13 protein-coding genes are annotated in these 21,255 nt (G+C 66.7%); 6 read left to right on the top strand and 7 right to left on the bottom strand.

Annotated elements, in window-relative coordinates; genetic code table 11:
- The first annotated feature begins 25 nt into the window (after positions 1-25).
- Together VHO04_RS13365 and VHO04_RS13360 are read left to right on the top strand one after the other, a co-directional pair.
- Positions 26-988: a TPM domain-containing protein gene (locus tag VHO04_RS13365; protein WP_329628741.1), complete on the top strand. Its 963-nt coding sequence runs from the start codon at positions 26-28 to the stop codon at positions 986-988.
- A complete protein-coding gene (locus tag VHO04_RS13360) occupies positions 988-1,875 on the top strand; it encodes a hypothetical protein (RefSeq protein WP_329628740.1) in 888 nt (295 codons plus the stop codon). Before VHO04_RS13365 ends, VHO04_RS13360 begins: the two co-directional genes overlap by 1 nt.
- Here the strand turns inward: VHO04_RS13360 and VHO04_RS13355 are convergent.
- Complete coding sequence (locus tag VHO04_RS13355; protein ID WP_329628739.1) at positions 1,872-2,804, bottom strand: AraC family transcriptional regulator; 933 nt, start codon at positions 2,802-2,804, stop codon at positions 1,872-1,874. The two genes, VHO04_RS13360 and VHO04_RS13355, sit on opposite strands and share 4 nt — an antisense overlap.
- A 278-nt stretch (positions 2,805-3,082) precedes the next feature.
- On the opposite strand from VHO04_RS13355, the gene VHO04_RS13350 reads away from it, so the two are divergent.
- Genes VHO04_RS13350 through VHO04_RS13340 form a run of 3 tightly spaced genes read left to right on the top strand, consistent with a single transcriptional unit; the run spans position 3,083 to position 5,495 of the window.
- Complete coding sequence (locus tag VHO04_RS13350; RefSeq protein ID WP_329628738.1) at positions 3,083-3,529, top strand: hypothetical protein; 447 nt, start codon at positions 3,083-3,085, stop codon at positions 3,527-3,529.
- Positions 3,522-4,811, top strand: a complete 1,290-nt coding sequence (locus VHO04_RS13345) for a lysozyme inhibitor LprI family protein (protein WP_329628737.1) — start codon at positions 3,522-3,524, stop codon at positions 4,809-4,811. The genes VHO04_RS13350 and VHO04_RS13345 overlap by 8 nt, the downstream gene beginning before the upstream one ends.
- Positions 4,812-4,814: 3 nt before the next feature.
- The gene (locus tag VHO04_RS13340; RefSeq protein ID WP_329628736.1) at positions 4,815-5,495 is read left to right on the top strand and encodes an SHOCT domain-containing protein; all 681 of its coding nucleotides are present in this window, start codon (positions 4,815-4,817) and stop codon (positions 5,493-5,495) included.
- Positions 5,496-5,704: 209 nt separating this feature from the next.
- On the opposite strand, the gene VHO04_RS13335 is transcribed toward VHO04_RS13340, so the two are convergent.
- Genes VHO04_RS13335 through gdhA form a run of 5 tightly spaced genes read right to left on the bottom strand, consistent with a single transcriptional unit; the run spans position 5,705 to position 16,791 of the window.
- A complete protein-coding gene (locus VHO04_RS13335; protein ID WP_414713114.1) occupies positions 5,705-10,009 on the bottom strand; it encodes a hypothetical protein in 4,305 nt (1,434 codons plus the stop codon).
- Positions 10,010-10,012: 3 nt separating this feature from the next.
- Positions 10,013-11,953: a hypothetical protein gene (locus tag VHO04_RS13330; protein ID WP_329628735.1), complete on the bottom strand. Its 1,941-nt coding sequence runs from the start codon at positions 11,951-11,953 to the stop codon at positions 10,013-10,015.
- Positions 11,954-13,945 (bottom strand): heme-binding protein, encoded by a 1,992-nt coding sequence (locus VHO04_RS13325; RefSeq protein ID WP_329628734.1) that lies wholly within the window; start codon positions 13,943-13,945, stop codon positions 11,954-11,956. It abuts the gene before it with no gap.
- Between the two features lie 6 nt (positions 13,946-13,951).
- Positions 13,952-15,388 (bottom strand): multiheme c-type cytochrome, encoded by a 1,437-nt coding sequence (locus VHO04_RS13320; protein ID WP_329628733.1) that lies wholly within the window; start codon positions 15,386-15,388, stop codon positions 13,952-13,954.
- 47 nt (positions 15,389-15,435) lie between these two features.
- Complete coding sequence (gene gdhA / locus VHO04_RS13315) at positions 15,436-16,791, bottom strand: NADP-specific glutamate dehydrogenase (protein WP_329628732.1); 1,356 nt, start codon at positions 16,789-16,791, stop codon at positions 15,436-15,438.
- 170 nt (positions 16,792-16,961) lie between these two features.
- Here gdhA and VHO04_RS13310 point away from each other — a divergent pair, with 170 nt between their 5' ends.
- Complete coding sequence (locus VHO04_RS13310; protein WP_329628731.1) at positions 16,962-17,900, top strand: tetratricopeptide repeat protein; 939 nt, start codon at positions 16,962-16,964, stop codon at positions 17,898-17,900.
- A 181-nt stretch (positions 17,901-18,081) separates the two neighbouring features.
- Here the strand turns inward: VHO04_RS13310 and putA are convergent, their stop codons facing one another.
- Entirely contained in the window at positions 18,082-21,174 is a 3,093-nt protein-coding gene (putA, locus tag VHO04_RS13305) for a bifunctional proline dehydrogenase/L-glutamate gamma-semialdehyde dehydrogenase PutA (protein ID WP_329628730.1), read from the bottom strand.
- Between the last annotated feature and the right edge of the window lie 81 nt (positions 21,175-21,255).

Genomic DNA, 21,255 nt, shown 5'->3' with positions numbered 1-21,255 from the left:
GACGCCGAAGGGGGCACACGGCGATATGGGCTACACCACCGTCTATGACATCGCGAACGATAGCGTCGACTGGCAGTTTCCGCTGATCGGGCTGGCGCTGATCCTCGTCGGCGCGGTGATGAAATGGGGGTTCGGGAAAGCGGGCTGGAACAGCTATCCGATCATGGTGATCGGCTTCTTCACAGTCCTCGCGTCGGGCGCGGTGCCGTTGTGGGACTACCGCGGCGTCACGCAGGCGGTGGCGAACGGAGAGGCCCGGCAGGTCGAAGGGCCGATCCATGATTGGCGCCTGGTGCGCGCACGCGGCAAGCGCAAGAGCACGGGCGCCACCTTTTACGCGCATAACGAGCGTTTCGCGGTCGGCAATGTCGCATTCGACATCAATTGGGGGGCGCTGGAAGCGGGCTTCGCCAATCGCGGCAGCACCGAGGAGAAACCGGCGGTCCGGCTGGCGAACGGTATGCCTGCGCGCATCCGGTATGTGCCGATCGACGGCCCCGGCAAGCCGCCGCGCATCGTCCGTATCGACCTCGGCGCCAGCAGCCCCGCCGACGCCGTGCGGCAAGGCGAAGGCGGCATCGCCTTCCGCATCGTGCAGGGGCGCATCGCCGACGAAGCGAATATCCTGCCCGCCGACAGCAAGGCGCGGCTCGATGCCGTATTGACGGCCTTCGACCAGCGAAGCGGACATCCGCTGGTCGTCGTCACCACGCCCGCGATCGGCGGGATCGACATTGCCCGCTTTGCCGCGACGATCGCCGACCGCCGCGGCATGGCGGACAGCGGCATCCTGTTGCTCGTTGCGCCGAACGAACGGCAGGCGCGGATCATGGTCGGGCGCGACCTGGCGGACCGCCTGCCCGATACCGCCGCGCAGACGATCATGGACAGCGTGATCCTGCCCCGCTTCCGGCGCGGCGACATCCCCGGCGGAATCGAGGCGGGCGCGGTCGCCATCACCGGCCGGGCGACCGGCGGCGGGATGTGATGAACCGGCTGCTGAACCCGCCGGTGGTCGTCGCCGCGCTGGTGTTGCTGCTCGCGGGCGCGGGAGCGCTCGGCTGGCTGTGGCTGCGCGACGGCCGGGTGACGCCGGCCACGATCGTCATCCTGTTCGTGCCGATCGCGCTGTTGATCGCGGGCACGGCCGCGTGGGGAGCCGACCGCTCGCAGATCGGCATCACCGCCTGGGCGCTCACCATGTTCGGGACGCTCGTCCCGGCCATTTACGTGATGCGGAGCGGCCCCGATAGTTGGCTCGCGCAATGGCATTTCATGGCGGCCTTCGGCGTCGCCTACTTCGCGATCATGGTCGTTTCCATGCTGTGGCTCGCCGCGTGGACGGCGTGGGTGGCGCCTGCGCCCGGCGCCATGCCATTGCCCGAGCATCGCCTGAAGCGGCGGATCGAATCGCTGGCGAACGCCGGGCTGGACCTCCGCGTCGAGCGCCCCGCGGACCGGCCGGAGCAGTTGCTGGTGACGCGCGCCTTTCGCGGTGGCAAGCGGACGATCGGGGTGCGGCTGACCTTCGTCTCCGCCGGTCATTGCGTGCGGGCGCGCGAGGTGTCGCTGGTCCGCGGCGACAAGCCGATGAACGCCGGCGAAGCGCGGATGAGCAGCGGCCTGCGCCCGCGCGATGGCACCCACCCCGATGCCGATACGATCTATGACGCCAGCCTAACGCTGACGCCTCCGCGCGAATCCATTCGACGCGGGCTCGGCTTGCACGTCACCGACGATCGCGTCGAGATCGCGGGAGATACGGAGGCGGCGGCGAACCCCGCCAATCTGGCGCATGTGCTGACCGAACTGGTCCACCAGTCGGGATGGGGATGGCAAGGCGTGTTTGCCGATTGGCAGAAGAGCTGTCGCTAAACGCCCGCGCCGCGCAAATCCGATGGCGTCATGCCGAAGCGGCGGCGGAAGGTGCGGTTGAAGTAGGACAGGTCACCGAAACCGCAGGCATAGGCGATCGTCGCGATCGTTCGCGTGGTCTGTCCTGGATGCAGCAACAGCCGATGGGCGCGATCGAGCCGTTCGCCCAGAACATAGGCCGAAAAGCTGCTCCCCTCATCCTGGAACAGGCGGCGGATGTAGCGCGGGCTGATGCCGCAATATCGTGCCACCCGTTCGGCGCCCAGCTGCGGATCGCTGAGCTCGCGGGCGATCGCAGCCTTGATCGCGCGGAGTCGTGCCGCTTTCACGCCCGGTTGCTCGGGCGGCGTTGGGCCGTCCGCTGCGGCGACGGCGGCGATCAGGTCGCGGATATGCCCGGCGACGAGCGGAGCCGCCGCACCCGCAGTTGCCCCGGCGCGCAGCCGCAGCATATCGACATAGGCGTGGAGCAGGCCCAGCAGGTCGCTCTGCCGGGGCAGCACGCGCATCGCCAGATCGTCCGCTCCCGAATAGCGCGCGCGCAGGTCGTCGAGCGCGATGGCGATATTTGTGAAGCGACTCTGGTTCCGGCATTCGATGGTGCTGACCTCGCCGCCGCGCACGAAGATCGAGTCTCCCGGCGTCAGAATATGCTCGCGCCCGTTCTGACGAACTTCGAGCGGAGCATCGGCGGTGATCAGATAGAGCATCTCCACCGGATCGGCGGCGATCAGGCTGCGCGTCCGCGCGACCCGCACCGGCGAAGCGGAGACGGAGGCATAGGCGGCGCCGGGCAACGCGCATAATGTTCCTTCGGCATGAAAGGATATGTCCCTGGCCGGCTCGATCTCGAGCCGCACCATCGTTTGTCCGAACACCTCGCGCCACATCGGCAGCCGCTCGCGCAGCGGAACCGATGCGGTGGACAATCGTCTCGACAGGCTCGCCGAGCTCAAACCTCATCCCCCCGTTTACCGGCAGCCAGCTAGCCGCCATCGACAGGTCATCCTATCCGCCGAGTGCCGTCTGGTCCACCTCGCGTTCCGCCGGGTCCGAGACGGGCGCCAGCGGACATGGCATCTGCTCCTGATCGCGGGAACGAAGGGGGCGTCAATAGCGACCGTTGGCGCATCTGTGGACGATTTCAGGGGCAAGGTGATCCCAAAGGCTCTCTTGCCGCTGCCCCGACTCCCCGCCGGGCCTGCCCATGCTCCCTCTGCATGGGCAGGCCCTCGGTTCGATCGAGCAGGAACGGGAAATGCGATCATCAGAAGGCCATAAGATGCCTCTTCTCCTGGTCGCGCTTGCCCTGGCCGCGACTGCTGCGCTAGGTCGCGCGCTGGAACGTGATCCGCATCACGCTGGCGTCGATGCAGCCGACCTCAAGGTGACGGTGACGAACAAATCCCGCCGCCGCATCGAACAGATCGCGCTGCGCGAGCCGGATGATATCGAACTCGATTCCGACGCCTTCGGCTATGACGGGCTGGCGCCGGGGCGGCAGCGCACCTTCACCATTCCCGGCGGGACCGCCGTCTGCACCTGGGAAATCTCCGTCCTGTTCGCGGAAAAGGAGGAGGATTGCTGTAGTGACCCGCATCCAATCGGCCAGCAGAACCTGTGCGATGATCCGCGTATATTCGTCCGTGATTAAACGCGCGCGCATCGGTGGGCTGTTGTTTTTCGCCGGCCTTGCCCTGAGCGGGGCAGGCGCCGTTTCCTCGACCGCGCAGCCCGCGCCGTCCGCCACCGTTCCGGCGAGCTTCGATTGCACCAGGGCGACGCGTGCGGCTGACCGCTTCATCTGCGCAAACGCCGCCTTGCGCTGGCAGGACTTGGCGCTGTCGCGCAGCTATCGCGCCGTGCTGGGCAGGCTGACCGGCCCGGCGCGCGCGGCGTTGGTGGCCGAGCAGCGCGACTGGGTGGGCGACCGCGACCGCCGCTGTGCCGCCGATCGCAGCTTCGCCGAGTTGAACGATCCCGCGTCGTGGGTCCACGATCAGGCCTATGACTGCATGATGATCGTCTATCTGGGGCGGCGCCAAACGCTCGGCGACCGCGCCGCCGCGCCGGTCGCAACGCGGGTGATCGGCGAGATCGACCTTACCCCCATTGCCCGTGCGCGGCCCAAACTGGTGAAAAAGGGGCAGGTGCGGGTCGCGGGGATGCGGCTGTCGCCCGATGGCAGCCATGTCGCCATTCTGCTGCCGAGCCGGGAACTCGACGGTCCCGATCAGTTGTGGCTCTATCGCGTTGCAGACCGCAAGCTGATCGCCGTGACGCCGCGCCCCGACATGCGCGCGGAGCATCCTGCCGATGCCGTTGCTCTGATTACCAGCTTCGCCTGGCGGGATGGCACATTGTTCGCCGTCGCTTCGCTATGGGGCGACGGCAGCGAGGGCGAGGGCGGCCCACAGGCCTATTACGCCGCGACGGTCGCTGGCAGCCGCCGCCTCCCCGATCGGCCGCTCGAGGTGCAGGATCAGTGGGAATCGGTGACGGGCGGGCTGGTCTATCACGAGGACGAATTTTCCGACGACGTCGATGCCGTCCAGTCGCTGCGCGGCAATGCAGGCTGGCTGGTGTGGACGGCGGATCGCGGCCACGGCACGCTCGACCTTCATATTCGTACGCGCAAACCGCTCGGCACACCCTATCTGGTGGCGTGGGGCGGGTGGGAACTGGCCTCCTTCCTGTTCGACGACGCACGCTCGCGCCTGACCTATCCCGCCGGCGTCGGCATCGTGCGTTTCGACATGGCGACCCGCGCCGAGCGCCGCATCGCGGGCACCTGGCGCGGCGACCTGCCCTATGCCGTGTCCGCCGATCAGGGCACGCTGCTGTGGGCGACGCGCAACAATTGCGGCGAGGAGCATGAGGCCGACCCGAACGCCCCCGAACGCTTCTGCATCGCCGCGATGACGGGCGGCAGGTAAGCGATGAGCGATTCAGCCATATTCACCGTGGGCATGATGCTGTTGGGACCGGTCATCATCCTGATTCTGGGCCTGATCGGGCGCACGGCCGTGCGCGGCATCGCAAGGGGCGGTGCATCGGCCGCCACCGCGCGGTGGGGATGCGGGTTGACCGGCCTGACGGCGATCTGCGGCTTTTGCGGCGTGATGGTGGCGTCCGTCGGCGGAGCCCTTCATCCGCCGCTGGTGACGGTCGCCGCGCCCTATGTCTGCGACGGCACGGTCGAGACGCATTCGCAGAACTACAGCTACAAGCCGGGGCAAAGCGGCGTTGCGCGCACGATCCTCTGCGTCGACGCAGATGGCACCAGCCGCGACATCAGCTTGCGCGTGATCGGCGCGGCGACCGTCTATTACACGCTGATCTTTCTCGCCGCCGGGCTGGTGCTGATCTTTCTGGTTCGGCTGTTGAAGCCGCGCCGATCCGCCGAGGCCAAAGCGGATATCGTCGCGGAACTCGGCAAGAGGATGGCCGAGCGGCTGCGCACCGACGCCGATATCATGCGCCGTCCCGCCGCGCCGCCGGACGCGGGCGGGGGCAGCGTCGACGACCGGCTGCGCCACCTGCAATCGCTGCGCGACGAGGGCCTGATTTCCGAAGATGAATATCAGGCCAAGCGCGCCGAGATATTGGGGGGCCTGTGAAGATGCGGCGCGGAGTCCGCCTTGGCCTTGCGCTCCCGCTCGTGACGGTCAGCGGCTCTAACAATGGTGTGCCCTCCTTCGCGGGAATGACAAAGTTAGGAGATGCCGAGCGTCCGCAATCGGTCGGTTGCAGCCCTTCGTCATCCCGGATCAAGTCCGGGATGACGATGGAAGGTAGGTCGACTTCAGGCCGTTAGCTGCCCTCGCCTTCAGTTCGGATAAGCCAGCGGCGGGCGCCATGCGCTCTGGTCGACCGCGTCGCTGACCTTGTAGACCAGCCCTTTGCTGTTCAGGAAGAATTTCTCCATCTCGCTGCGCGTGAAGGGGCGCGAGCCGACGCGCCCGAAGATCGCGATCTGGCCGCCGGTCTCGTCGACCGCGCGGTCGCGATCGAGGCCCTTCGACAGCGCGAGCGCCGGCGATGGGGTCTTCGCCCAGGCGATCAGCTCGGGCGTCGGTTTCGGCGAGAAGCCGTAGAGGCCCGGATTGTCGGGGCTGGTCAGTTGCAGCACCTTGATGCCGTTCCGTCCGTCGGCGACATAGGCGAAGAGCGAGGCGTTGGTCGATCCGACGATCACATCCTCGGCATCGTTCATCGCGCCGTCGAAGGTCAGCCCCGGCCAGACGATCGGCGCCGCGGGGCGCGTCACGTCGACGATGACGAGCCCGTCCTGCTTCGCCGCGATATACATATAGGTGCGCGCGACATAGATTTTCCGCGCATCGGCGAGCCGCACCGTCCCGCTCGGCACCGGAACCGGCCGGTCCATATGGGTGATGTCGAACAAGCTGACGCCCTCGGCATCGGTGACCCAGAGGTAACGGAACTGCACCGCGCTGGCGCGCGCATCGGTCAGCGGCAGTTGCGCCGTGACTTTCGGCTCCAGCGGAGTCGACAAGTCGACGACAACGAGCCCGGCGTCGGTGGTGATATAGGCATAATTGCCCGCGAGCGTGACGTGCCGCGCCCCGGCAAGCACATTGTCGGGGTTCCAGGTCAGTGCCCGCGTCAGCCGGTTGTTGCGGAATTCGCCGTCGGCCATGGTGTCGATGTCGACGAGGATCAGCCCTTCGACGCTGTCGGTGATCACCGCGTAGCGATAGAGCGGGTGCAGCGCCTGTTCGTGGTTCTCGGGGAAATTCTTTCGGATATTGTCGTTGCGTTCCATGCTGATCGGCTGGTTGGTGCCGATCGCCATGCAGGTCGCGTTGGTGGTCTTGACGTGCGTATCGTGGCCGAGCGGCGAGAAGGGGGCGCGGACGATGCGTTCGGAGAAGCCCTTGTTGCCAACCGAGGCGACGTCATAGACGCGGAAACCGCCCTTGCCTTCCGCCACGAACATATATTCGCCGCGCTGCTGGAGGCAGTTCACCCGGCCGCTCGTCCCCTGGACGATGTTGCGGAATTCCTCGAGCGACTTGCTTTCGCCCGACCCTTTCTTGTCGAACGTCTTGCCGCGCACCCAATTCTTGAGCTCGCGCCCGTTCTGGTTGACGTGCAGGCTCCAATAGTCGGGATAGGCATATTTCTGCAGATAGCTGCCGATCACCGCCTGCGGCTCTTCCCATTCGGTGACGCGAGTCGCCTGGAAGCTGTCCTCCTGCCCCGACCAGACGTTGAGGCCGACGAAATTGACGAAATTGGTGCCCATCAGCATCAGCTGCGACATGATCGCATTATTGTCGTCGGCCGCCGACAGATGGCAATCGGTGCACTGCTTAGTTTCCTGGCGGCGCACCGTGTGCGGGAAATGCGGCGCGAACGCCTGGCTCGAGAAGCCCGCGGCCGAGATCGGCGGCTGCTGCACATAGATGCGTTCGCGGTTGATGTTCGTCGACGACAAGATCAGCGCCGAGGATGATCGGACCGGGGTGATGATGCCGCGCGGACTGCCGTCGGCGTCGGGTTCGCCGGGCTTGGTGAGCATGTGCCGGCCGAGCTGGAACATCTCGTCGCGCGCGACCTGCGGATTATAGGTCGCGAAATTGCGCGACTCCTCGCCCTCGAAATGATGCGCCTTGGTCTTCCAGTTCGCCTCGATCGGCAAATGGCAGCCACCACAGCTGGTCGTCCACGACAGGTGGCAGGTGAAGCAGGTCATGCGGTCGTCGCCGTGCGCGCGATCCTCCTTCGCCACGCCAGGCCCCCAGGCGAAGCTACCGTCCTCGGCACCCGACCGCGACATCAGCTTGGCGCGCGCCGCCTTGGCGTTGAAATGCGGCCCCGGCGTCACCGACTGCTTGACGAGACTGATCTGCCATTCGAGCTTCGGGTCGACGATCGATCGCTGGATCAGCCCGGTGACCTCGCCATCGTCATTATACTGGAATTCGAAGCGCCGCCGGCCGTCCATGTTGCGCAGCAGCGCCAGATTGGTGCCCTGCGGCCGTGCCGCGACGTTCGAGGTGAGCAGGTTCGGATAGGCGTCGGCGGTGCCGTGGCAGTCCTTGCAACTGATCTCGATCGCGTTCGCGACCTCGCCCTGGATATAGCCATTGCCGTGCGCGTCCTGCGCGAAGTGGCAGTCGGCGCACTGCATCCCCTTTTCGGCATGAATGTCCATCATATGGACGCTCTTGCCGGGGTTGAGGCCGGGGGGCACGAACTTGCCCTCGACCCCCGGCTTGCCGGGATCGGCGCTCGACAGACAGAGCTCGCGTTCCTTGGTATCGTTATAATGGTCGCAGCTCTTGCGCCACTTCTCGGGGTCCTTGGGATCGACGATATGCTGGGTGTCGGTGCCGTAGGTCGACATATTGCCGTCGGCGTCGAGCAGATTGCCGTTCCGATCGCGCTTGAAGATGCCGCGAAAGTTCCAGCCGTGGCCGTGATAGTCGGCGAACTGGGTATTCTGATTGGTGTCGTTGATGTCGTAGACGTCGCGCAGGAACTCAACGTTCGACCACAGGCCGCGCGGATTCGCGCCCTCGGGATTGCGTTCGAGCGCCTGGTGAACCTCGGCCGCGGTCGGATAATGCTGCTGCTTGTAGGTCTTCTGATACTCCTCGTCGCTCATCCCCGGCGGGCGCGGCGCGGTGTTGTTCGGCCCCGGCCACATCTGCGGCGCGTCGGATTCATAGTCCCACATCGTGTAGCCGAGGTAGGAATTCAGGAAGATGTTCGGCTGGTGCATGTGGCAGGTCATGCACTGCGAGGTCGGGATCGCGCGGGTGAAGGCGTGGCCGATCGGATGCCCCGATTCGAGCCTTTCCTTGACTGGTTTCACCTGCGGTCCGGCCGCCGCCGCGGCGGGATCGACGAGCGCGCCATGCTCGCTGGCATCGGGCGCGTGGCTTCCGGCGTCGCCATGGCTGCCGCCGTGCCCGTCCGCATCGGGCTTCCACTTGCGCTCCGCAATCGTCGGGTCGACCGTCGCGGTCTCGCCGTCGCGGCCATATTGCGCATAGATCAGGCTGTGCCGCGGCTCGCGGTCGTTGGCGTAGATGACATGGCACCCGGCGCAGCCCGAATGGCGATAGTCGCCCGGCTGGTCGTTGGTGCCCATGAACCACATATAGGGGTCGTTGAGGCGGGTCTTGTGGAGGTTGAGGATCGCGATCGCGACGCGCAGCCCGGTGCCGGGGCCGCGGTTCGACTGTTTGAGGTCGGGGCGTCCCGGCTCCTCGAGCCGCTGGATGCTGCCGGTCGGATTGGGCAGGCCGATTTCGGAGAATTGGGTGCCGATGTTGCGCCCGCCGCGCTCGAAGACGCGGAAGACGTCGCTGGGCGGGGTGACGTTCCAGCGCGGCAGCGGATAGACTTTGGCGAGCGCGCCGCGCTTCTTTTCGGCATCGGTCAATATCTTGTCGAACCCGAAGGCCGGATCGCACGCCTGCTTATATTGTTCGGCAGTCAGCCGCGACGAGGGCGAGAGCAGGCACGCGGCCTTGCCGTCGCGCGTATAGGCCTCGCCGAAGATCGAATTCTTGAACGGGACGATGCCGTTGTTATAGGCACCGCCCGCCCAGAACATCGCCGCGGTCGACATCAGCGAGCGCTCGGCCGCCTCGATCACCTCAAGGTGGCAGGACCCGCACGCCTCGCGCGCGACGCGATAGTCGCTCGGGTTGACGAAGCGGATGAACTCGGGGGCTTCCTTGTTGAGCAAGGTATAGCTTCGCTTGGGGTTCGCCGGGCTGTCGCCCCACGCGCCGGGCAAGGTCGGCTGCGGGTGCGCGATCTTTTTCGCGGCGAGATTATAGGGACTGTCGTAACCGAGTTCGGGCTTGCCGAACGCGGCGGGCGAGGTCGAATCGCCGCCGTGGCAATCGGTGCAACCGAGCCGCACCGCCGGGGACTTGTGCATCGTCGGCAGGTCGGTGCGGACGTGGCAGCTATAGCAGCCCTCCGACTTCGTCTGCATGTCCGCCTCGCTCTGCTCCTTGGGCGCGGGCGGGGTGAAGCGATAGGTCACCTGGACCGGCTTTTCCTCTTCGGAGGCGCGGACGCCCTGCGCGCCGAACGCCGCCATCATCAGCACGAAGGCAAGAAAGGCGAAGAGCTTGCGCGCCATGGTCTAAAAACTCACGATCAGGTTGGCGAGGATCGAGACATAGGCCTTGTCGCGTTCCTTGTTGTCGAACAGATCCTTGAACCCCTTACCGGGCAGGAGGACGGCCGCGCTGAGGCGGCCGACGATATTCTGCGTCGCCTTCGGTCGCCAGATGCTGGCGATCGAGAGGTCCCAGCCGATATCCTTGGGAATCGAGCCCTCGACGCGCAGATTCTGCAGCACTTTCGTATTGTCGAACCAGAGGTGGTTGGCGTTGACGCTGACGCGCATCTGCGGCGACAGGTCGAAATCGCCGCCCGCTCCAACGAAGACGGTGCCGGGGTTGTTGAAGTTCGACTGCCCCTCTTCCTTCGACGAACGCAGCGAGTTCAATATGCCGTTGCGGCCGTTGATCGAGATGACGCGTCCGCCGCCCGCGAAGGGGATGGTCTGCCTGATCCAGTAGCTGGTGTCGGCACCGCCGAAGATCGGATTTTCGAAGATCGCGTCGAAGCCGCCCTCGGTGTTGTTGTAGGGATCGCGGTCGCCGCTGGCGTAAAGCCCCGAAAGGCGGAAGCGCATCCAGTCGTGGTCGTAGCTGAGTTCGGCGGCGGCGAAGCCCGCGCGGATCTTGGCCGGCTTGTCGGTGAAGAAGCTGTTCCGGTCCTCGCCCAGCGCGGCGTAGAGACTGGCGGTGACGTTGATCCGCCCGATCCGCCCGTCGGCGCTGTAGCCGAGATAGGTCACGTCATATTCGCGCCCGCGCAGCGTCCCCAGCAAGGCCGGCCGCACCGGAAAGCCGTTGTGGTCGATCTGCACGTCATTCTTTTCGCGGTTCATATTGTAGGTCACGCTGACCTGGCTGGTCAGCCCGACGAACGGGAAATCCTGGCGATAGAGATTGGCGGTGAAGATGAAATCGTCGCGCGGCGTCTGGGTGATGTCGTTGAGGCCGCTGTTGGTGTCCTTTTCCAGCCGCCAGAAGGCCGCGACATTATATTGGAAGCGGTTGTTGTCGCGGTTGCCGAACAGGCGGACGCCGAGCTGGCTGTCGTTGAACAGGAAGCCGCGGAAATCGCTCTGGAACGGCTGGATGCCGATGCGGATCGAGTGGAAATCGTAGCGGTCGCTGTCGTTGCCGAGATGCTTGTCGATGAAGGCTTCCTGCACCCCGATGAAATGATCGAAGCGATGGCTCTTCTTCGAGGGACGCACGTCGAGGACGCGCCGTTCGGGCACGTCGACATAATTGGCGTTATAGGCAAGCGTCAGGCGATATTCGACATCGGGCGGCTTGTAGGCGGTGTTGCCCTTGATCAGCGCGACCCCGCCGATGAACGTCTGCGACAGCACGAAGCTGCGATTCTTGCCGAAGACGTCGATGCTGCCCGGCCGTGACGTCGTCTGGACGCCGACCGGAATCGGGAAGGTGCGCGGTTCGAACACCGTGTCCGAGATCGCGTTGAGAACGAAGAACCAGTCGTCGCCGTTGATCGGCAGCCATTTGACCTTGCTGCGGTCGATCGGCCGATCGCCCTTCAGCGTATTCTGGTGATAGGGGTCGAACCAGCGTTCCTTGACGACCCCCAGGCTTTCGATCAGGCGCCAACGGTCGGGGATCGGAAGCTGGTCCTCGATTCCCGGAAATGCCTGCGGCGGCGGTGGACGCAGCGCGCCAACATTGTCCTGCGTCAACTGGTCGGGAAGGTCGGGGGTATAGCCGGGACGGCGACGGCCCTCGATGATCTGGGTGACGAGATCGTCGTTGACCATCAGCTGCCAGTCGACCGGAGGCGGGGGCGGGGTCAGCTCCTCGGCCGGCGGCTGGTCGGCGGGCGAAGTCGCGGCGCCTTGGTCGGTCGCAGGCGGATCGGCGGCGGGCGGCGACGGCGGCACATCGGCCGCGGGCGCGCCTTGCGCCGCGAGCGTCGCGATAATCGGCCAAAGGCTGACTTCGATGCTCATCTACAGCCCGTCGCAGACATTTTGCTTCGACGTGTCGAGGAACGGCGCGAAGGGGCAGTTGACATAGCGCAGGCGCACCTTGCTATTGTCCGCCAGCGTCACGACCACCGTATCGGTGCGGATATCCTTCGGCGCATTGCCGATAGCGCCGGGGCCACTGAAACGCGCGCCGCCGTTGTTCGCGCCGAGGAAGCTGATCATGTCGTCCTGATCAATGCCGTCGCCCGACACGCCGATCCCGCCGACAAGCTTGTCGCCGCGATAGATGGGCACCGATCCGGGAAAGATCTGGATGCCGTTCTGCAGCCGGTTCTGCCCCGGCGCGACGTCGGGCAGGGTCGTGCAGCGCGCCGGCGTGTCGGCGTTCTTGTTTTGCAAGAAGCCGACATGCTGGCCGATATTGCCGATGATCAGCGCCGATTGCAGCCCGGTCGAAAAGGGATTGAACTGCGCGATCGGGCGCGAGAAGGGGCCGTTCGGCCGCCCGACCTCGCCATCAGGGAAATAGGGCCGCGACAGATTGCCGCCCGCGCGGTCGGGAAAGGCGAGCGTGCCGGTCAGCACCGTCTGGTCGTTCAGGAAACTGCGCACTGCGGTAACGAACTGCCGGATGTCGGCGCTCGCATTGGCGCTGAGTTCCGCCCCCGCCTGCGCGTTCGAGAAGAAGGCCGCCGTGCGCGCCTTCTGCAAGGACACGTCGGAGCCGAAGATCGGCGCGTCGGGGGCGCGGACGATGCCGAGCGGCGCGCCGAAGGTGTCGACGACGCTGATCGTCACCTGCGCGCGACTGTCGAGCGGCTTGCGGATCTGCGCGCGCGCGCGGCTCATCACCGTGAAGGCTTCCTCGAGCAGCGCGCGCACCTCGGCGGCGGTGAGCGGGGCGCTGTTCGCCGCGCCATCGGTGCCGGCGCGGATCGGGTAGCGGTTCGCGCCGCTGCCGTCGGTGAAGATGAACGCGTCGCGGTTCGAAAATTCGGCGGTGGTCGAGGCGCGGACGCCCGACGCCTCGCTGCCGTAGGTGGCCCCCGCGACGATCGCGGCATTGGCATAGCCGGGGACCGCGACGAGACTGCCCGCGGCGCCGTTCAGCGATGCAAAGCTCGCGCCGCCGCCCGATTTCAGCCCCGCGGCGGTCGCGTCGGAAAAGCGCAGGCTGGTGCCGTCGACGCTGATCTTGTCGGCGGTGATCGCCGCCGGCGCCTCGAACCCGCGCGTGCCGGCGAGCGCAATAAATTCCTCGGCATCGTCATCGACGTCGAGGATATTGGTGTCGAGGCCATAGACCCCGTCGCCCATCACGCCGACCGCGCCGACGAGGACGCCATTCTTGTAGAGCGGCAGCCCGCCGGGATCGGCGGCGAGGCCGAGCGGCGAGCGTTTCGGCCCGATCATCGCCGCCGCGCCCGCCGCGCCGAAGCGCGACGAGAAGTCGCTGCACGGAAGCTGGCTGAACTGCACCCCGAACAGGGGCCCGCTTTCGAGGCCAACGGTGGTCGGCGCGGGCGGGAAATGCTGCTGCACGATCTGGCTCGCGGTGCGGGTCGAAAAGGCGTTGCCGCCGCTCGATAGGTAAGCGCCGGTGATCGCCTTGGCGATCGCGCCGCCCTCGGCGGGGAACGTGACGTTCTGCGCGTCCATATTGACGCCGTTCGGCGCCGCCGCGGTCGTCGCGGTCGCGCGCGCGCCGGCCATGCGGAAAACGGCAAGGACGTTGCCGACGCGATCGGTTACCGCGATCACCGACGGCAGACCGCGCGCCTGCGCTTCCGAAATCGCGTTGGCGAGTACCGTCTGCACCTCGGCGACGCTCAGCGATTCGGCGGCGGGCGGCGTATAGAGCCCGCCGGTTGGCGTTGGGGTGGGGGTCGGCGTAGGGGTAGGCGTGGGCGTCGGCGTGCTACCGCCCCCGCCTCCACCACCGCATGAGGCGAGGAGCAGCGAGCCGATCGCGGCAAAGGCCGCCGAACGGAAGAGATGGGATTTGCTGTGCATATCGCTTTACCGCAGCGCCCGGATCGCGCTGACCGCGCTGCCGAACGAGGTCTGGAAATCGGTGGGCTTATAGGCGTTGGGGTCCTTGACCGACGTATAGGCGCGGTCGATGTCGGCGCGGATTCCGGCGGCGGCGCCGACGGTGACGCGGCCCGACGAGACCATCGCATTGAGCAGGGTGTCGATCCCCATCACCGCCTGCTGCGACCCCGCATAGTCGGTGAAGCGGTCGGCGGTCGCCTTTGCCGCGATCGCATCGACCAGCGTGAAGGCATCGGCGCCCGAAAAGCCGCGCGCGGCGAAGGCGCTCTTGAGCGCCGACACCGTCTGGCCGAGCTGGGCGGCGGCGGCCACCGCGCTGGCGCGGTCGACGGTCATCGCCTTGTGGAACGCCGCGGTGCGCGCCGCAAGCTGTTCGGCAAGCGCCGGCGCGGCGACGCGCGCGGCGGCGGCCAGCATGATCAGATTCTCGTCATTATAGGGCGGCATCCCTTCGGGGATTGCGGCGCGCCCCGGATTATCGACGCTCGTCTTCACCGGCTTCGCCTGGTCATAGATGCGGCGATGGCAACTGTGGCAGTCGAGGAAATAAAATTCGGGAAACATCCCCTCGGTCCCGCGCCGCGACTGGAAGAGCGACAGGCTGCGTTCGAGCGCGGTCGCCTGGCCCACCGCCCACATCTGGACATGGTCGGTGCGCGCGCCGCTCGCGCCGAATTTGCGCCAGCCATAATCACTGTCTTCGTGGTGATGCGCCTGGAGCGAAGAGAAGAGATCGAGCTCGAACGAGATGCGCGGGTGCCCCGCCGCCATGATGCGGTGCGTCACGAACTGCCCCTCGCCCGCCGCGCCGAAGTGGCAATCGACGCAGACGCCCGCGCGCACCACCGGGTCCTCGAGCTTGCGAAGCCCAGCGCGCAGGTTGGCGAGATGCTTTTCGCGCATCTCGCGGTCGGGATCGGCGGTGGCGGCGATCCCGGCATAATGGCTCGCGATCCAGCCGCCGGCTGGGCCGTGGCACGATTCGCAGCCGACGCCGTCCTCGGCCGGCACCGCGCGCGCCGTCCCCGCGGTGCTGTGGCAGCCGAGGCACATCGGCGCCCTTGCCGGATCGCCGATGCCGAGATTGCGCGCGATGAACTGGCTGCGGCTGCCCTGAAGCACCGCCCAGGCGCGGCTATGCGCGCCGCCGGGGGTGGAAGGTTCCTGCCATTTCATCAGCTCGTCCTGGCGGACGACGGTGCCGTCGCCCTCCATCCGGCCGTGGCAGGTCGATCCGGCGCAGGACGCGACCCCGACATAGCGCGCGCCGCCCTCGCCCTGCGAGCGCGCGGGCGGGGCCGAAAGCAGCGCCGCGACGACCAGCGCGAGCAAAAGAAGCGCGAGCGCGCCCATGGCCGCCCATGGTCGCTCGCCGCGCCTCGCTATCGCGTCGGTCGTCATGCCCTGTGTCCCCTTTCCCGTCTGACGCCTTTGCGCCTAGACCGTCGTCATACAACCCCGAAAGCGAGCATCGCGTCGGCAACCTTCTTGAAACCGGCGATATTCGCGCCCTTCACATAATCGATATAACCGTCGCCGCGATCGCCATAGGTCAGGCAGCTCTTGTGGATGCCGTCCATGATGTCCTTGAGCATCTGCTGGAGTTCGCCCTCGCTCCACGCGCGGCGGCCGCTGTTCTGGCTCATTTCAAGGCCCGACACCGCGACGCCGCCGGCATTGGCGGCCTTGCCCGGCGCGAACATGATCTTCGCGTCGCGGAAGTGATGCGCACCTTCGAGGTTGGTCGGCATGTTGGCGCCCTCGCTGACCGCGATGCAGCCGTTCTTGACGAGTTCCCTGGCATCATCGCCGAGCAGTTCGTTCTGCGTCGCGCAGGGCAGCGCGACGTCGCACGGCACGCCCCACGGCGTCTTGCCGGCAGTGAAGCTCGCGCCCTTATACTCGGCGCAATAATCCTCGATGCGGCCGCGGCGGTGCGTCTTGTGCGCCTTCACCCAGTCGATCTTGTCCTGGGTGATGCCGTCGGGATCGTGGATGAAGCCCCCCGAATCGGACAGGGTCAGCACCTTGCCGCCAAGCTGGACGATCTTTTCGGCGGCGTGGGTCGCGACATTGCCCGAGCCCGAGATGACCGCGCTCTTGCCGACGAGATCCTGCCCCTTTGCCGCGAGCATGTTGGCGAGGAAATAGACCGCGCCATAACCCGTCGCCTCGGTGCGGATCAGCGAGCCGCCCCATTCGAGGCCCTTGCCGGTCAGCACCCCGGTAAATTCGTTGGTGATGCGCTTATACTGGCCGAACATATAACCGATCTCGCGCCCGCCGACACCGATGTCGCCGGCCGGCACGTCGATGTCGGCGCCGATGTGGCGATAAAGCTCGGTCATGAAGCTCTGGCAGAAGCGCATGATTTCGCGCACGCTCTTGCCCTTGGGGTTGAAGTTCGATCCGCCCTTGCCGCCGCCCATCGGCAGGCCGGTGAGCGCATTCTTGAACGTCTGTTCGAACGCCAGGAATTTGAGGACGCTTTCGGTCACCGACGGGTGAAAGCGGATGCCGCCCTTATAGGGGCCGATGGCATTGTTGTTCTGAACGCGCCAGCCGCGCTGGACGCGGATATTGCCGTTGTCATCCTCCCAGCAGACGCGGAAGGAGACGACCCGGTCGGGTTCGGCGATGCGCCGCAATATCTGCTGCGCGTGATATTCTTCCTTGTCGGCGATGAAATCGAAAATGTCCTCGGACACCTCCTGAACCGCCTGAACGAACTCGGGTTGCCCCGGGTTGCGCCGCTTCACGCCTTCCATGAACGTCGAAAAGTCGACATGATCCGAAACTGCCATGCACCCCTCCCCCTATTGCCTGGGAAAATCGGCGCGACCCCACTGACGATTTTATCGTTGACCGACCTCGCGGGTGAAAGGCTACACCATCGCGAAGCAAAGGCAAGATGCGAGCGCAGGGCGGCGGTGTTTTTCAGCGCGCCGCCGGGCGGACAAGGACGGGGACAAAGATGAACGAGAGCAAGAAGATGGCGGGGGGGCTCGGCGGGGTCAACCGGGCGATATTGGTCGCCGCCTTTCTGTTATTGGCGGGGGCGGTGGGCTATGCGATCTGGCGCGATTCCGCCGCTTCCACGCCATCGGCGCCCGTTGCCGCCGCCGCGTCCCCCGACGACCAGCTCGCCGCGCTCGAGGCGCGGACGGTGCGCGAACCGGACAGCGCCGCGGCGTGGACCGCGCTCGGCGCGGCGCGGTTCGACATGAGCGATTATCCCGGCGCCGCCGCCGCTTACGAGAAGGCAACGGCGCTTTCGCCCGAGTCGGCGGGGCTGTGGTCGGCGCTCGGCGAAGCGCGCGTGATGGCGAGCGAACGCGATCCGATGCCCGCCGCGGCTTCGCAAGCCTTTAACAAAGCCATCGCGCTCGACGCCAAGGACCCGCGCGCGCGCTATTTCCTCGCGGTCAAGAAGGACATCGGCGGCGACCACAAGGGCGCGATCGAGGACTGGTTCGCGCTGCTCGCCGACACGCCGCAGGGCGCGCCGTGGGAAGCGGACCTGCGCCGCACGATCGAACAGGTCGCGGCGATCCACAAGATCGACGTCGGCGCGCGGCTGATGAACACGCAGGCACGGCCGCTGAAGCCCGAGGAGATGCCGGTCGCGGCGCGCGCGATCCCGGGGCCGAGCCGCGCCGACATGGAAGCCGCCTCGCAGCTTCCCAAGGGACAGCAGGACGCGATGATCGAGGGCATGGTGAGCGGACTGGAGGCCAAGCTGAAGGCCGATCCGGCAAACGTCGATCGCTGGATCATGCTGATGCGCAGCCGGATGACGCTGGGCGAGACGGCGAAGGCCGCGCAGGCGCTGAAGGATGCCACCGCGGCCAATCCGGGCGCGGCGGGGCGGCTGAAAGCGCAGGCGCAGATGCTGGGAGTGCCGGGCGCGTGATTGTCGTTGGCGAATAGCTTCAAAACGGTTATAATCGCGGCGCTGCTGGGGGAACCATAATAAGAGGTCGCCGCGGCATATAAGCCGCGAGACGCTTCGGGCGTATCGCCTGGGACAGCCGTCCACTCTGTATCGGGCCTCGTGGTCTTATAATCCTGCCGGTCCACCGGAGGATTTCACCTTATCCCGCCATCAACGCCGCATTGCCCCCCGCGGCGGTGATGTCGGTCGAGATCGACTTTTCCTCGGCGAAGCGGTGGAGATAGTGCGGGCCGCCCGCCTTTGGTCCCGTCCCCGACAGGCCGCGCCCGCCGAACGGCTGCGACCCGACGATCGCGCCGATCTGGTTGCGGTTGACATAGACGTTGCCGACCTCGGCCCGCGCGGCGATGTGCGCCGCGACCCCGTCGATGCGGGTGTGAACGCCGAGCGTCAGGCCATAGCCCGAAGCATTGATCGCATCGATCAGCGCGTCGAGTTCGCCGCCCTTCCACGTCGCGACATGCAGGACCGGGCCGAAGATTTCGCGCTTCAAATCGGTGACATGGTCGAGGCGGATCATCACCGGCGGCACGAAATGGCCGCTCGCGGGAAGATTCGTGCGCACCGCTTCGGCGATCACCCGGCCCGCCCCGCGCGCCTCGGCGACATAGGCGGCGATATTGGCCTGCGCTTCCTCGTCGATGATCGGGCCGACATCGGTGGCGAGGATCGACGGGTCGCCGACGTTGAGCTCGGCCATCGCGCCCGCGACCATCTCGATCATCGTCTCCGCGACATCCTCCTGCACGCAGAGCAGGCGTAGCGCCGAACAGCGCTGGCCCGCCGACTGGAAGGCCGAAGCGACCGCATCGCGCGCGACCTGTTCGGGAAGCGCGGTCGAATCGACGATCATCGCGTTGGCGCCTCCGGTCTCGGCGATCAGCGTCGCGATCGGGCCGTCGCGCCCGGCGAGGCTGCGGTTGATCGCGCGCGCGACCTCGGTCGAGCCGGTGAAGGCGACGCCGATGATGGCGTCATGGCTCGTCAGCGCCGCGCCGACGGTCTCGCCGCGGCCGGGGAGATAGTGGAGGACATCACCCGGCACCCCCGCTTCGAGCAGCAGTTCGATCGCGGCGTGCGCGATGAGCGGGGTCTGCTCGGCGGGCTTGGCGAGCACCGCATTGCCCGCCGCAAGCGCCGCCGACACCTGGCCGAGGAAGATGGCGAGCGGGAAGTTCCACGGGCTGATGGCGACGAAGACGCCCTTGCCTTCGAGGATCAGTTCGTTGCGCTCGCCGGTCGGGCCGGGGAGCGCGATGGGGTAAGTGAAGTCGGCGCGCGCCTGCGCGGCGTAATAGCGCAGGAAGTCGGTCGCCTCGCGCACCTCGGCGATGGCGTCGACGAGCGTCTTGCCCGCCTCGTCGATCGCGAGGCCGAGGAAGAAGGCGTCGCGCTCCTCGATCAGGTCGGCGGCGCGTTCGAGCCGCTCGGCGCGGAAGGCGCCCCCGGCGAGGCTCCAGTTATTCTGCGCCTTGCGCGCCGCTGCAACGGCCGCGTCGACCGCCTTGGCATCGGCTTCCACCACCTGTCCGACGATCGCGCCGGTCGCGGGATTGCGAACCGGCTCGGCCTGGCCATCGTGCCGCACACCGCCAACGATCGGCGCCGCGATGAGGTCGCTGCGCTTTGCCTTGGCAATCGCAGCGGCAAGCGCTTCGGGCACGCCCGGATCGCCGAGGTCGTAGCCGCGCGAATTGCGCCGCGCGGGGTCGAAGAGCTGAAGTCCGGTCGGAATCCTGGACGGCGTGCTCGCGATGCTGCGCGGATCGACCGCCAGTTCCTCCGCGGTGACGTCGGGGTCGGAAAATTGGTGGACGAAGCTGCTGTTCGCGCCGTTTTCGAGCAGGCGGCGGACGAGATAGGCGAGCAGGTCGCGGTGCGTGCCGACCGGGGCGTAGACGCGCACCGGGCGCGGCGGCGGCGCCAGCGCGACGATTGCGTCGTGCGCGCCCTCACCCATGCCGTGGAGCCGCTGCAGCTCGTAATCGGCGCCCGCGAACAGTTCGGCGACGAAGGCGAGCGTCATCGCATTGTGGCTGGCGAAGGCCGGGAAGATGCAGTCCTGCGCCTCGCGCAATATCTGCGCGCACTGCATGTAATTGAGATCGGTATGGTTCTTCGCGGTGAACACCGGAAAGTCGCCGAGGCCGAGCGTTTGCGCGCGCTTGATTTCGGTATCCCAATAGGCCCCCTTGACGAGCCGCATCGACAGCTTGACGCCACGCTGGCGCGCGCGCGCGGCAACCCAGCGGATCACTTCCGGCGCGCGCTTCTGATAGGCCTGGATGACGATGCCGAGCCCGGTCCAGCCGTCGGCGATCCCGGCGTCGATCAGTGCGGCATAGACGTCCATATGCGGTTCGAGCCGGTCGCTCTCCTCCGCATCGATCATCAACGGGATGTTGACGTCGCGCGCGGCGCGGGCGAGCTCGATCACGCGCGGGATCAGTTCGTCGCGGACGCGCTGTCCTTGCAGATATTCGTAGCGCGGATGCAGCGCCGACAGCTTGATCGAGATGCCGTGGTTGGCGAAGGGATCGCCCGCCTTCGCCTTGCGCCCGATGCGCGCGATCGCATTCGCATAGCTGTCGTAGTAACGCGCCGCGTCCGCGGCGGTGCGCGCCGCCTCGCCGAGCATGTCGAAGCTCGCGAGTTCGCTCTTGTCCTTGTCGGCGCGCTTGACCGCGGCGTCGATGGTCTCGCCCATCACGAATTGCTGGCCGAGCATCTTCATCGCCGCGAGCGCCGCCTGGCGGATCACCGGCTCGCCCGAACGGCGGATCATCGCCTTGAGCAGGGTCAGCGGGTTCGCCTTGCTGCCGAGCGCATCGAGCATCAGCGTCGCCGACCCCAGCGACAGTCCGCGCGCCGAGAGCGCGACGATCAGCGGGCTGTCCTCATCCTCGCCTTCCTTCCAGTGGCGCCCGGCGATCTTGTCGCGGATCAGCGCGTTGGCAGTCGCGCTGTCGGGGACGCGGAGCAGCGCCTCGGCAAGGCACATCAGCACGACGCCCTCCTCGGTCGACAGGCGGTAGCGGTTCATCAGCTGCGCGACGAGCGTCTCACGGTCGCCCTCAGCCTTCGCCTTCCGGATCAGCGCGAGCCCGCGCTCGGTCGTCGCGACGACGGTAGCGGGCGATCGGGCAAGGTCGGCGCGCAGACCGGCGACGATGTCGGTTTCGGAACGGCGGGCGAGGGCGCGAAGCGCGGCGCGGTCGGTGGGCTGGGTCATGCTGCCGCCATAGCATATCCCGATCGGTCGATCCGACTTCATATAGGCTTTCAAATTTATGCTTTGACCAAATTTCTTGCC

The sequence above is a fragment of the Sphingopyxis sp. genome (assembly GCF_036261875.1).
Lineage (GTDB): Bacteria > Pseudomonadota > Alphaproteobacteria > Sphingomonadales > Sphingomonadaceae > Sphingopyxis.
The sequence above is the reverse complement of the archived record's forward strand: the minus strand, read 5'-3'. Positions and strand labels throughout refer to the sequence as shown.